Origin of the sequence: Thalassovita sp. (assembly GCF_963691685.1) — a bacterium.
Classification (GTDB): Bacteria; Pseudomonadota; Alphaproteobacteria; order Rhodobacterales; family Rhodobacteraceae; genus Thalassobius.
In genome coordinates, this window is the sequence record NZ_OY829290.1 from 1906756 (window position 1) to 1919541 (window position 12786).

10 protein-coding genes and 2 pseudogenes are annotated in these 12786 nt (G+C 55.3%); 9 read left to right on the top strand and 3 right to left on the bottom strand.

The window, feature by feature from the left end:
- The first annotated feature begins 52 nt into the window (after positions 1-52).
- Positions 53-1693: a hypothetical protein gene (locus ACORLH_RS09245; protein WP_321832411.1), complete on the top strand. Its 1641-nt coding sequence runs from the start codon at positions 53-55 to the stop codon at positions 1691-1693.
- Between the two features lie 3 nt (positions 1694-1696).
- Here the strand turns inward: ACORLH_RS09245 and ACORLH_RS09250 are convergent.
- Positions 1697-1882, bottom strand: a pseudogene (locus ACORLH_RS09250) (integrase core domain-containing protein); the annotation flags it as partial.
- 86 nt (positions 1883-1968) lie between these two features.
- Here ACORLH_RS09250 and ACORLH_RS09255 point away from each other — a divergent pair.
- From ACORLH_RS09255 to tnpC, 3 genes are read left to right on the top strand one after another with little or no spacing between them, the layout of a single operon-like run.
- Positions 1969-2355: a transposase gene (locus ACORLH_RS09255; RefSeq protein ID WP_321828718.1), complete on the top strand. Its 387-nt coding sequence runs from the start codon at positions 1969-1971 to the stop codon at positions 2353-2355.
- Positions 2356-2357: 2 nt separating this feature from the next.
- Entirely contained in the window at positions 2358-2705 is a 348-nt protein-coding gene (tnpB, locus tag ACORLH_RS09260) for an IS66 family insertion sequence element accessory protein TnpB (RefSeq protein ID WP_321828719.1), read from the top strand.
- A gap of 55 nt (positions 2706-2760) precedes the next feature.
- Positions 2761-4272: an IS66 family transposase gene (gene tnpC, locus ACORLH_RS09265; RefSeq protein ID WP_321828720.1), complete on the top strand. Its 1512-nt coding sequence runs from the start codon at positions 2761-2763 to the stop codon at positions 4270-4272.
- A 16-nt stretch (positions 4273-4288) separates the two neighbouring features.
- Here the strand turns inward: tnpC and ACORLH_RS09270 are convergent.
- Positions 4289-5235 (bottom strand): annotated as a pseudogene (locus ACORLH_RS09270) (IS3 family transposase); the annotation flags it as partial.
- Positions 5236-5340: 105 nt separating this feature from the next.
- Here ACORLH_RS09270 and ACORLH_RS09275 point away from each other — a divergent pair.
- The 3 genes from ACORLH_RS09275 to ACORLH_RS09285 all read left to right on the top strand — a co-directional run bounded on the left by ACORLH_RS09275 (position 5341) and on the right by ACORLH_RS09285 (position 9153).
- Complete coding sequence (locus ACORLH_RS09275; protein ID WP_321832412.1) at positions 5341-6717, top strand: hypothetical protein; 1377 nt, start codon at positions 5341-5343, stop codon at positions 6715-6717.
- Positions 6717-7925, top strand: a complete 1209-nt coding sequence (locus tag ACORLH_RS09280) for a GIY-YIG nuclease family protein (RefSeq protein ID WP_321832413.1) — start codon at positions 6717-6719, stop codon at positions 7923-7925. Before ACORLH_RS09275 ends, ACORLH_RS09280 begins: the two co-directional genes overlap by 1 nt.
- 64 nt (positions 7926-7989) lie before the next feature.
- Positions 7990-9153: a hypothetical protein gene (locus ACORLH_RS09285; protein ID WP_321832414.1), complete on the top strand. Its 1164-nt coding sequence runs from the start codon at positions 7990-7992 to the stop codon at positions 9151-9153.
- A gap of 55 nt (positions 9154-9208) precedes the next feature.
- On the opposite strand, the gene ACORLH_RS09290 is transcribed toward ACORLH_RS09285, so the two are convergent.
- Positions 9209-10348: a site-specific integrase gene (locus ACORLH_RS09290; RefSeq protein WP_321832415.1), complete on the bottom strand. Its 1140-nt coding sequence runs from the start codon at positions 10346-10348 to the stop codon at positions 9209-9211.
- A 275-nt stretch (positions 10349-10623) separates the two neighbouring features.
- On the opposite strand from ACORLH_RS09290, the gene dusA reads away from it, so the two are divergent.
- Together dusA and ACORLH_RS09300 are read left to right on the top strand one after the other, a co-directional pair.
- Positions 10624-11643: a tRNA dihydrouridine(20/20a) synthase DusA gene (gene dusA, locus ACORLH_RS09295; RefSeq protein ID WP_321832416.1), complete on the top strand. Its 1020-nt coding sequence runs from the start codon at positions 10624-10626 to the stop codon at positions 11641-11643.
- Positions 11644-11853: 210 nt separating this feature from the next.
- Positions 11854-12678, top strand: a complete 825-nt coding sequence (locus ACORLH_RS09300) for a sulfite exporter TauE/SafE family protein (protein ID WP_321832417.1) — start codon at positions 11854-11856, stop codon at positions 12676-12678.
- Positions 12679-12786: the final 108 nt, after the last annotated feature.

The window sequence follows — 12786 nt, forward strand, 5'->3', positions numbered from 1 at the left end:
GACCATTCTATCACTGTCGGTATAGCAATGCATATTTCAAGGAAACAGTTCTTTGCCTAAAGACTATCTTAGTGATTTTCCAATCCCCGAGGATCAATTGCCCGAGCTGTTACGCAGCATGCTTGAGCCCGTGGGTGAAGAAGCTCAGCACAAAGTTATCGTAGCAAAAAGACACGAGCATGACCCATACGGGCCAACCCGTGAGCATCTGCATATGTTGATGGCATGTGTGCCAGAGGACAAACTTGAAGGGCTACGAGTCTTGCAAGAAACAAGCGATGGCCTTGTTTCCTCTTCTACGCCCTACGTCCAAGACAAGGGTGAGTGTGCGGAGTATGTTCCATCAGTTTCCGGATTTGATTACGTGGTCGCAGCTTGGGGCGATGGATCGTTCTTTAGCTACAATCTTGCTGAAAAAGTCTGGATGTCTCTTGGGCTTTCCCCCCGTTGTATCGGCGGGGAACATCAACGAATTTCCTACGATGATTTTGGGTTGCCGGAATTCGGCGTCGCAGAGGGCGAGATTTCGACGGAATATTTCTATTCCTCGAAGAGAAATGTTCAATGGGTCATGAGTAACGAATACCTGCGCCGGTATCTATGGATGCGTGGCAGCTTTGGAGTTCGCGTATTCTCCTACGAAGCGCTGTTGCCGGACACACCTGAACTTCGATCCGTGATGGAAGGCGCAGCCCATTTTAATGTACAGCCCGAAGGTGGTTGGTATGAACTCGGCTTGCGCGAACACAACGGTGGACTATTGATCCAAGTTTGGGCGTCGGTCATTGCAGTGTCTCCTGAGCTTTGTTCGGCGCCAGATGCCAATAGCCTCGTTTGGCCCGGCGTTGAAGGTTCTATGACACATGATCGTGCAAATGCGCTCGTCGGGTATGAAGAAGTGGTTTATCTTGATGACCGATTTCTTGAACGCTACGAGCAAAGCGATCATTTCGACACCATGCCAGTCAATGCCGAGGGAAGATGGCTTTGCAGTCCATCCTACAAAGGGCAATGGAGTTTTTCGGATCTAACTCGAGTTGGCCGAAACATGGTTAGTGCATGCATAAGAGAACTCTACAAGCCTAAGCCTGATCGAGAAATCGTCCACGCGCATTCTTTCGCCTTGGAACCCGCGCTGGTCGGCGAGCTTGATCATGAAGAAGAGCATGTAGCTGCAAAAGTCGAAAGGTTGGCTGACCAATTACTAAGCCTTGGCGATCATCTCGCGGCGTTGAGTGAAAAACTCGGTATTTCGAAGGCACCCGCTGAAATTGTAGGTTTTTCCCGCGCGGAAATTACCGCCAATGGGTGGTACGGATACCCCGAGCTTTCGCGTCTTGCGCAAGTGGCACCTCTTTCAATGACTGAGCAAGCATTCCTCACGCGATGCAAAAGCCTTTATGAAATATGGCAACGTATCCCCAATAGTTTCTTGCGTCAGGTTGTCCGGAAGGCCGGCCATTCGACAAATGACGTAAAAGGACTCGGGAGCTTAAAGCTCTTGCAGGCTTTGTCGAACATCGCTGAGCGCCTAAACACAGAAGGCGACGACTTAGACTCTTTTGATTCAGACCCGGAAATCGGAGATCTCACTGAAAGAAATCCTGCACTTGCCCCACTGTTTATTAACAACGAACTGCGTATAGCTGACGCTCACGACGCTGAGCAGCCTCATCTGAGTGGTCCATTTTGATTGTTAGTGCATGATCGGCCTCTGATCCATCGGAATGATGGTTTCAGGAGCTGGTGGTTTGTAGCCCAATGCACTGTGGGGCCTTTTTGTGTTGTAGTGTTTCCTCCACTCTTCGATCAGGATTTGCGCTTCGCGCAGGCTGTAGAATACCTCGCCGTTGAGAAGTTCATCCCGCATCCGCCCGTTGAAGCGTAAGCGGTGCGCCACCCCCACACTTTCGAACTGACGTCTGATCTGCGATTCAGAGGCTTCTTTGTTTTGTGGGGAGTTTCTTGATGGGAGCTATATGTGAGTTTCTGGCAAGTGTGCCGCGTCGGGCGGATGGCAAGCGGAGTTGGCCACCGGAGTTGAAGGCTCGGATTGTGGCGGAGACGTTGCTCGAAGGCGAGACGGTCAAGGCGGTTGCGAAGCGGTATGAGCTGATCCCCAGCACAGTGTCTGATTGGCGGCGGATGGCGCGGCAGGGCAAGTTGGTTCTGCCCAATTTGGACGGCATGGACTTCGTTCCTGTTGAGATGGAGACGCCTGCGCCCGTGGCTTCGCCCCTACCAACAGCATCAACCAGCACGCTTGATGTGATCCAAGGCGATGTCACCATTCGTTTGGACGCCGCGACACCAGCGGCGCGGGTCGTTGAGATCGCACGGGCTTTGGCTACGTGATCATGCCATCCCATAAAGTGCGGATTTTTGTGGCCAGCGATCCTGTGGACTTCCGCAAAGGTCATGATGGGCTGGCCGCCTTGGTACAGAGCCACCTGCGTCAGAAGCCGTTTGATGGGTCGGTTTATGTCTTCCGTGCCAAGCGGGCAGATCGATTGAAGCTGATCTATTGGGACGGCAGCGGATTGGTGATGGCGTACAAGCGGCTGGAAGATAACAGTTTCACATGGCCTGCGATTAAGAACGGGGTGATGCGTCTGGAGCCAGCCCAGTTTGAGGCTTTGTTCGCAGGTCTGGATTGGCGACGCGTGCAGCCCCTGGAGGTGACAGCTCCGGCTGCGGCGGAGTGACTCACGGGGGCGTTTGGGCGGGCCATTCCACCCTTGTTTTGGTATGGAACTGGGCATGCGTGCCCCTGATGACCTGCCCAACGACATTGCCGAGTTGAAGGCGATCATCCGTGCGCAACAGGATCAGAATGCGCGACTTGAAGCCCTGGTCGCGTCCTTCAAGAAGGCGCTGTTTGGGTCCAAATCCGAGAAGATTGACCCCGCCCAATATGAGTTGGAACTCGAAGATATCGAGACGGCCATCGCGCAGGTCGAAGCCGAGATTGACGCAGACGAACGCACCGCGCCGGTGCGGCCAGCAAAGCCGCGCCAGACAAACCGTGGATCGCTGCCCAAGCATCTGGAACGGGTAGAGGTGGTCATTGAACCTGATCTCTCCTGCGCCTGCGGAACCGCGCGTCATGTCATAGGTGAGGATGTGAGCGAACGTTTGGACATCATCCCTGCACAGTTCCGCGTTATCGTCACCCGTCGCCCCAAATACGCCTGCCGATCCTGCGAGGACGGGATCACTCAGGCCCCAGCACCACCACACATCATTGCAAGCGGCATGCCGACCGAAGCCACTTTGGCGCATGTTCTGGTCTCCAAATACGCGGACCACCTGCCGCTTTATCGACAGGCGCAAATCTACAGTCGCCAGGGCATCGATCTGGATCGCTCGACCTTGGCCGCTTGGGTGGGCAAATCGGCATTCGAGTTGGCCCCGGTCTATGAGGCGCTGATGGCCGATCTGAAGCGCTCAACCAAGCTGTTCATGGACGAGACACCGGCACCGGTTCTGGCCCCAGGGCGGAAAAAGACCAAAACCGGATACTTCTGGGCGCTGGCCCGTGATGATCGCCCATGGGGCGGTGATGATCCGCCCGGTGTGGCCTTCACCTATGCGCCAGGGCGATCCGGCCAGCATGCAGACAATATCTTGAAAGGCTTCAGCGGCACCCTGCAGGTGGATGGCTATGCTGGCTACAACCGCTTGCTCAAACGGCCCGCACAGGATGTGAGGCTGGCCTATTGTTGGGCCCATGCACGCCGCAACTTGCATGATGTTACCCAGTCCAGCATTGCCCCGATCGCGCAGGAGGGTTTGGCGCACATTCAGGCGCTCTATCGCATCGAAAAAGACCTGCGTGGCCTAACCGCAGACCAACGCAATGCTGCACGGCAGGAGCGCTCAAAACCTATCATCGACACCCTCGAGCTTTGGCTTGCCCAAGGTCGTGCCCGTGTCTCGTCCAAATCCCCAACTGGAGAGGCCCTGAAATACATCGCAAAATACTGGGATGGGCTAATCCTGTTCCTCGACGATGGTCGCATCGAACTCGACAACAACTCCGTCGAACGCACCATCCGACCCATTGCTCTAAACCGCAAAAACGCGCTCTTCGCCGGGCACGACGCTGGCGCACAGAACTGGGCCGCCATCGCGTCACTGATCGAGACCTGCAAACTCAACGGTATCGAGCCACACGCATATCTGTGCGGCGTACTCACAGCCATTGCTGGCGGGCACAAGCAAACCCACATCAATGAACTGCTGCCTTGGAACTACGCTAAAACCGTGTGATCGGCGCACCGCTTACGTTGAAGCTTTCGCAATATCCGTTTTCCCAGGGTGACCCTGGCTCGATGTAGGCGGTCTTCGCGCCGACGGCGGTGATCCAGTCCCGAACAGCCTGTGCAACGAACTCAGGGCCATTATCCGACCGGATGAATGCCGGAGCGCCGCGCAGGATGAACAGGTCTGTCAGAACATTGATCACATCTGTCGAGTTCAATTTGCGCTGCACCTTAATCGCCAAACATTCCCGGCTGTGCTCATCAATGATGTTCAGCGTCCTGAAGACTTTTCCATCATCTGTCCGGCAATGCACGAAGTCATAGCTCCAGACATGGTTCCGATACTCGGGCCTCAGCCGAACACATGATCCGTCATTCAGCCAGAGCCGCCCCTTCTTCGGTTGTTTTGCTGGAACCTTCAGCCCCTCTCGTCGCCATAGCCGTTCGACACGACCATCGCTCACGGACCAACCCGCCTCTCTGAGCAGAGCCGCGATCCGCCGATAGCCGTAGCGGCCAAACTGTCTGGCCAATTCGATCATGTCAGCAACCAAACGATCCTCATCGGCGCGGCCTTTCGGGATATGCCTTTGTGTGGAGCGATGCTGCCCGAGAACCCGACAGGCCCTGCGTTGCGATACTTTGAACTGGCTTCGAACGTGATCAATACATGCACGACGGCGAGCGGGGCTTAGTAATTTCCCTTTGCGGCTTCCTTCAGGATTAATTTGTCCAACGTAAGATCAGACACAGCTCTTCTGAGCCGTTCATTTTCCTTTTGAAGCCGCTTCAGCTCCTTCAATTGATCCACACCCATTCCGCCATACTTCTTACGCCAGCGGTAATAGGTTTGTTCAACAACACCGATCTGTCTGATTGCATCCAGACGGGACATGCCTTGCCCCATCAACACCTCAACTTGCCGTAACTTCGAAACTATCTCTTCCGGCTTCGGTCGCTTGTTTGCCATGCGTGGTCCTCCGTTTCCTAAACATAGCGGCGGACCAGTTCACTGGGGCAGGCTCACAGCTATTACGAACAGTTGGAGGGCTATGAGCACCTCAAGGCGCTGGGGGTGAATTATCAGTTCTACAAGGGCAATTATACCAACGGGCTCGAAGGTGTGCTGGATCCTGCGCAAAAGACCATCATCCATATCCCGCACCGTGGCTCGTCCGAAGCATTCGATGACAAGAACAATGAGGTCGGGAAGATCATGGACTTCCTCGGCAAACATGTCGGTCGGGATCCGGAAACCGGGTTCGATCTGATCGAGCTGCCCGAGGGACGGGTTCTGAAGGTTGCCGACCTCGTCGATGACGGTCCAGGGCGCGGCATAGTCAAGACGGCCCTGTCGCGTGAGATCAAGGGCGCGGGTGGCAAGCGCGATGACGAGGCGGATCGTGCCAAGGTAGACATCATCATTGCACTCGGCATGGCCAAAGAAGGATTTGATTGGGGCTGGTGCGAACATGCGCTGACCATCGGCTACCGTTCCTCTCTGACAGAAATCGTGCAGATCATCGGCCGCGCCACACGCGATGCACCGGGAAAACCGCGCGCGGTCTTCACTAATCTGGTGGCCGAGCCGGGGATGGAAACCGATGTGGTCTCAGATGCGGTCAACGACATGCTCAAGGCAATCTCCGGCTCCTTGCTAATGGAGCAAGTGCTGGCCCCGAACTTCAAGTTCTACCGCCGCGAAGACGGGGACGTGCGTGAGCCCGTGCATAGCGATGGCCAGGGCAACGTCATGATCGGCATCAAGGGCTTGATCGAGCCGCCCACTGAGCGCGCCAAAGAGATCTGCGAGCAGGATATGCGTGATCTGCTGGCTGCCGCCTGCCAGGCCATGGACAAGCGCGTTCTGGCGCCTGACACAGCCCCTGAAGTCGCTACTCAGATGGTTCTGACCGACATCATCGAAACGCGTTATCCGGAGCTCAGTGCTGAAGAAACCGAAAGCGCGCGTCAGCATCTTGCAGCCCATATGAACATCCTGACTCTTGCCCGTGAGGAAGAGGAGCGCGGGATGGCGGAGGCTGCGGCGGTTTTTGAAGGCAAACCAACTAATGTTGACGGCAACGGTGAGGAAGAACCGGAGGGTGCCCCGAACACACTTCTGCAAATGGTGAAGAAATTCATCAACGTGCGCGAAATCGACGTCGATCTCATCGACAGTGTGAATGCCTTCCAGGAGCGGTTCGAAGTCGCCTCCAAGTCTCTCGATGCGCAGCTCTTGCAGCACGTCCAGTCCGCCATGGTCGCCATCCGTGTCGCTATGACCGAGGAAGAGGCGCGCACGCTTTGGCCGCGGATCAAGGCGTTTCGCGCAGCTGAAGGGCGCGAACCAAATCTGAACTCGCCTGATGCATTGGAGAAGCGGATGGCCGAGGCCTTGGCCTGGCTCAAAACACAGAAAGCCAAGCGTATGCGTGAGGGGGCGCTCTGATGCCGAGACCCACCCTTGATGATATCTTCGCCGAGCCGGACGAGTTTGGCCTTCTTCAAGTCGCCCCTCAGAAGCAGGTTGCGTCGAAATCTGACGGCGGGACAGCTGTCCTCAGCGACGTTACGCGGTTCTTCGAACAGCACGGCCGTCTGCCGGATCCCGACGCCGAAGACCACGAAGAGATGCGCCTCGGAACGATTTGGGACAAGTTGAGGCAAGCCCCAACCCAAGACATGTTGGGGGCGGATAGGCTGGGCCTCTTGACTGCCCAGGAACCTGAACACGCAAACTGGCGCGACGAACCTGCGGAAGATGTTATTCCGGACAGTCTGGACGATATTTTTGCCGATGACGATCTCGAAGTGCCTGCAGAATTCTCGGACCTCCGTCATGTCACACCATCAGCGGAGAGGCATCAGCCGGAACACCGCGCAGAGTTTTTTCCCTGCCAGAATTTCGACCAATTCGAAGCGAAGTTCTCGAAGATTCAGGCGGCTCTGGAAGCAGGTGAGCGGAAAACAAGGATCGTCGAGAAATGGGCGGTTATCGAACCTGTCGCCGGAGATGTATTCATCCGAAATGGGCTTTTGTGCCTCGTGGTTGAGCGGATGCGCAAATCTTCAGGCGGGCTTTCTCAGGAAGATCGGCTACGCATCGTGCTGTCCAACGGAACGGAAAGCGACCCCATGGTCGCTTCATTCCGAAAAGCACTTAACGACGACAAAACCGCCCGTTCAGTTCAGAAAGTCGGGTTGGGGCCACTCGATCCGGACTGGGAGGCTGACCGGCTGGCTGTGACTGGAACGATTTATGTCGCAAGATCCATGTCCGATGATCCTAACATTCGGCCGCACCGCGGCATTCTTCATAAGATCGGCGTGACCAGTCAGGACGTAAAACGTCGGGTGGCCGACGCTAAGAATGACCCAACCTTTTTGTTAGCCCCTGTTGAGATCGTCGCAACATACCAGCTGGAGAATCTGCCCAGAGAAAAAGTCGAGAGCCTGCTTCATCGGTTCTTTGAAGCAGCTCGCCCTGCAGAGCTTTTCATCGTGGATCGCTTTGGCAAGAAGGTACATCCGAAGGAATGGTTTTTTGTCCTGCCAGCACACGTGAGCCAAGCTGTGAAATTGATCCAGGAAGGACGGTTGCATGAGTTTTGGTATGATGTGTCGTCGCAAGATTTAGTCAGACGCGACCCGAAGTAACACACAAATCGGGTGCAAATTCCTTGAGCAGAAAAACATAAGTAAATTGGTGAGCGGAGGGTCGATGGCTCGGAGCAAAAGCAAAAAACGTGTGGATGCCGCGAGAGATTTATGGCGGCAAATGCTTGATCGAGCAAAAGACAGTGAATGGTCAACCTTTGATGATCCTGAGTATCAGCACCCAGGCTTTGATGAAGAGAGTGTGACACAAGCGTTACTGAATGCTGGTTGGTCAGAACAACACATCGAACTTCGAAACCAAGTAGATGCCGAAAGGAATGAGGCGGCACCAATCACGAGTCCAGGTGTGGCAAGAATGACGGAGGCAAGCTTATTCCGGCTTTCTCAATGTGTTGAAATGGCGCGTGAACAGATCGGTGCTCGGAACAGAGATAGGGTGCACTTTGTTGTTGAACCCAAGGCTGGCCCATTCATTTCAAAAATCAATGTTCCAATGACTGATGAGTCTATTATTTCGATGGGTTCGGTTTTCACCAGATACTGCGGTTTGATCTCACGAGCCTATATTCGTACCACTCTCTTATGCCCCAATTGTGCAGGTTCAAAATATGATGAAGATTTCCTACGGAGGCAGTTAAGGCGTAACCCTGATCTACTGTTTTATTGGTGGCGAATTTTTGTGTCATTCGCCCTGACAGGTACACATGTCCTCACGGAATTTAAGCCATCGACTAAGGAAGAAGTCATACTGGTGGAACAAATGGCTTTTGCGATGGAAATATTTGGCCTTTCTCATGAGTACGCCCATCATGCTTTAGATCATGGTCGGAATGTGGAAGACCTTGATGGGGCAAAGCGCGAGGAATTTGAAGCCGATGCCTTTGCGATGAGGCTATGTGAATCGGTTGAGGATGATCAGCGGTGGAAGTGGATCAAAGGTATTGAGGTGCCCAATCCTTATTTGTCTGCTGGCGCAGGCGGGATCCTACTGCTCGGATCATTAGACATATATCGCAAAGTAAAAAATAAAATGTTCAATAATCGGGTTTATGATACCCACCCAGAATTCATTGATAGAAGTCAGAGGATCAAAAATCGACATGTCATGCAACCCAACCGCTTCCAATCAAGCTTGGATTTTTGTGCATCAGTCGAAAATGTCCTAATATGTGTCATTGGCGAATTGGAACCAATCATGAAAACCTATCCTTATGCCGCTTTGGTGAATTCCTCGCCAGGTGACTGGGAAGTGATGTCATTTGAGTGAATACCTGATCCACTTGCAAATCTTGGCTGGCGTGAAAGCGGTAAGAGTATCCTATTTAGGAAGTAACCAAAGCCCACCATTTCCAACCTTCATACTTATCCCCCCGCTGTTTGATCTGCGTGTAGCGCTTGAGACATTGCCAGGACTGATGGCCTGAGATCTGAGCTACCTGGGGGATTGTCAGTCCCATCTCGAACAGGCGGGAAATTCCCTCGTGGCGAAGATCGTGAAAATGCAGGTCTTCGATCCCCAGCAGTTTGCAGGCATCGGTGAACCGGCGACTGACGACATCACTGTTGTAAGGGAAGATCCTGTCGTCAGTGCGAGGCATGGATTCGATGATCGCCCGAGCTTCTTCCTGAATGGAGAGCGTCATGTCATTTCCCTGGGTCTGCCTGGGGTGTTTCATGTTGCGGATGGTGATCTCTTCATTCTCCAGATCATAATCTTCCCAGGTTTGCGACAGAATGGCCCCTTGGCGATGGGTTTCGAAGATCGCTGCCGCCACGATTTTGTGCATCGGTACCATCCGGGGATTTTCCCTGTAGCCGTTGACGAAGTGGTTCATCAGCAAGTCGAGTTCATCGAGGGTGGGCCGGCGGGTTCGTTGCGCTGATTTCATGACGATCTTCTGATGTTGAAGGGTGCGCATGGCCTCTTCGAATTCAGCGCGCGGCATGGTGACGCCACAGATCGGTCCACCAAAACGGATCAGCGTGCCCAGGGTCACCATATATCCGTTGACCGTTTGCGGTTTGCGGGGTTTGAAGGTGTAATGTGCAGGCGTGTCTTTTTGCGGATCAACGGGGCGCGCCTGAAGCCCGGACAGAAGCTCCATTGCGATTTTTACGAAATCCCGTGCCAATAGATCTTCGATGGCAGACGCGCCAAAATCCAGTCGCTGAAAATAACTCAGCATCTGGGACTTGGATTTGCCGAAACCTTCAGGGGAGGCATCAATGTAGTCGCTGATGCAATCGGCAACGCTTTTGCGTGTCTTTGCCTTTACGGCGCGTTCCAGGCCGCCCGGCCTTTTCAAGGCGTCTTCACGACGCTTCAACCAGCTTTTTGCAGCCTGCTCCGAGGCAAATGTCTCGACCAGGTTGAGGATGACCTTTCCGTTTTTCTTCTTGCGGATCTGGACGGTGAAGCTCGGTTTGCCATTTGCCTTGAGGCGTTCTGTGATAGTTCCCATGGGAGTTCCTTTCAGTCACGGGTTTTCCATGGCCGGGACATCTGATCGTTTGATTTTTTCGGAAGCGGGTTTGATTGGGTTTGAAACCCAAACCGGGGGCGATCGAGCCGAATGGGGCGGAACTGATGGGGTAGGATGGCAGCCCGGCAGTACTCGAACCGGAGTGCTGGAACTTGGGGTGAAAAAAGTGCTACACGGCGCCGTCGGTGCTACATTCTGTAGCACCGCACCCAAAAACGGGGCTAAACCGAGCCAAAACGAGGAAAACGGTGAAGATGGTGGTTTCGAAAAACCAAGAAAAATCAGGGTTTTCCGACGTGCGGCGAGCGGCACGCCTATCCATTGCACCCATGATGGACTGGACAGATCGCCATTGCCGCTATCTGCATCGGCTGCTGTCGAAGGAGGCGTTGCTTTATACTGAAATGGTCACCTCACCGGCGCTGGTGCGGGGGGGGGCGCTGCATTTGCTGGACTTCAATGATGAAGAGCACCCGGTTGCCCTGCAGCTGGGCGGATCTGATTCGGCGGAGCTGGCGGCGGCGGCTAAACTCTGTGAAGAGCGCGGTTATGATGAGGTGAACCTCAACTGCGGCTGCCCCTCGGATCGGGTGCAGTCGGGCACCTTTGGTGCTGTTTTGATGCGCTCCCCCGATGTGGTGGCGGATTGCGTCAAGGCGATGCAGGATGCGGTCTCGGTCGAGGTTACAGTGAAATGCCGCATTGGCGTGGATGATCAGGATCCTGAGGCCGTGCTGCCGGATTTCATTGAGAAAGTCGCGGCAACCGGCTGTAAACGCATCACAATCCATGCCCGCAAGGCCTGGCTGCAGGGACTGAGCCCAAAGGAAAACCGCGATATTCCGCCGCTTGATTATGATCTGGTGCATCGGATGAAGGCGCAGTTTCCGGAACTGCATATCTCGATCAACGGCGGCATCACCACTTTGGCTGAGGCGCAGGATCATCTGGCGCGCGGCCTTGATGGGGTGATGATCGGGCGCGCCGCCTATCACCAGCCTGCCGATGTGCTGTGTCAGGCGGATCCGCTGATTTATCGCACCGGTCAGGCCACAGATCCGGTGGATGTGGTGCGCCAGATGCTGCCCTATATTGAGGCACATGTCAGTGGCGGCGGTAAGCTGGGTCAGGTCACGCGCCACATGCTGGGCCTGTTTGCTGGCAAACCCGGTGCCCGCCAGTGGCGTCGCATCCTCTCGGAAAATGCCCATAAGCCCGGCATGGGGCCGGAACTGGTTGAAGAGGCGCTGGCCGCCCTACCTGTGGCCGCCTGACGGCAGCACCGCCAATGTCGGGTTCGTAGGGGCCGGCAAAAGCGCCCTGACAGAGCATTTTTCCCCTGAACCATTTTTTCCCTGTGCCATTGTGGTTTTTCCGAAAACCCGGTCTAAGTCTGCGCGGGATGCGCAGCGGTGTTTTGGTACCTGTCAGAGGGGCCAATCAGAGACCGCTGCGAGACGGACGGGACAGAAGAGGGGACCCCGATGCCAGAAATGGATCTGTTGTTGATGATGCTGGGGCTGTTGATGGTCATCGGTGCGCTGGCTGGCGTGCTGGCGGGCCTGTTGGGCGTCGGTGGCGGTATCGTGTTGGTGCCTGCATATTTCTATGCATTTCAGACGCTTGGCTATGACGGGCCGCAGTTGATGCAGATGTGTTTGGCGACCTCACTGGCGACGATCATCGTGACCTCACTGCGCTCGGTGATGAGCCACAACAAAAAGGGCGCCGTTGACTGGGAGATCCTGCGCGGCTGGGGGCCGGGCATCGTGATCGGCGCAATCCTTGGCATGTTGGTGGCGGCCTCGCTGCGCTCCACCACTTTGCAGGGGATCTTTGGCGTGCTGGCGCTGGTGATCGGCCTTTACATGGGATTTGGCCGCGCGGAATGGCGGTTGGGGCAGGCGATGCCCAAAGGGTTGGGCCGGGTGATCCTGTCACCTGCCATGGGTTTCCTTTCGGTGCTGATGGGCATCGGCGGGGGCAGCTTTGGCGTGCCCCTGATGAGCCTCTTCAACACGCCGATCCACCGGGCGGTGGCGACGGCTGCGGGCTTTGGCGTGATCATCGCGGTGCCCTCGGTCATCGGGTTCCTGTTCCTGCCGATTGAGGCGGCACAGCGCCCGCCACTGACCATCGGTGCGGTCAATCTGGTGGCCTTTGCTGTGACTATTGCCATGACGCTGATCACCACCCCCTGGGGGGTGAAACTGGCCCATGCGATGGATCCGAAACCGCTGAAACGGGTCTTTGCGTTGTTTCTGACCTTGGTGGCGCTCAACATGCTGCGCAAGGCGCTTGGCTGGTAGGTCTGAGCGCTAAGCTGGCCTGAAATGCCCCCGTGATCGCGCATGGGATGACGGGGGATGACGGAAAATTGTCGGCGGAATGGCAACGATTACAAGCCGTTCCGCCCT

Coding starts and splice junctions, on each gene's coding strand:
- ACORLH_RS09255 (WP_321828718.1), top strand. CDS start 1,969: ATGGGAGCTATATGTGAGTTTCTGGCAAGTGTGCCGCGTCGGGCGGAT.
- tnpB (WP_321828719.1), top strand. CDS start 2,358: ATGCCATCCCATAAAGTGCGGATTTTTGTGGCCAGCGATCCTGTGGAC.
- tnpC (WP_321828720.1), top strand. CDS start 2,761: ATGCGTGCCCCTGATGACCTGCCCAACGACATTGCCGAGTTGAAGGCG.
- ACORLH_RS09280 (WP_321832413.1), top strand. CDS start 6,717: ATGCCGAGACCCACCCTTGATGATATCTTCGCCGAGCCGGACGAGTTT.
- ACORLH_RS09285 (WP_321832414.1), top strand. CDS start 7,990: ATGGCTCGGAGCAAAAGCAAAAAACGTGTGGATGCCGCGAGAGATTTA.
- ACORLH_RS09290 (WP_321832415.1), bottom strand. CDS start 10,348: ATGGGAACTATCACAGAACGCCTCAAGGCAAATGGCAAACCGAGCTTC.
- dusA (WP_321832416.1), top strand. CDS start 10,624: ATGGTGGTTTCGAAAAACCAAGAAAAATCAGGGTTTTCCGACGTGCGG.
- ACORLH_RS09300 (WP_321832417.1), top strand. CDS start 11,854: ATGCCAGAAATGGATCTGTTGTTGATGATGCTGGGGCTGTTGATGGTC.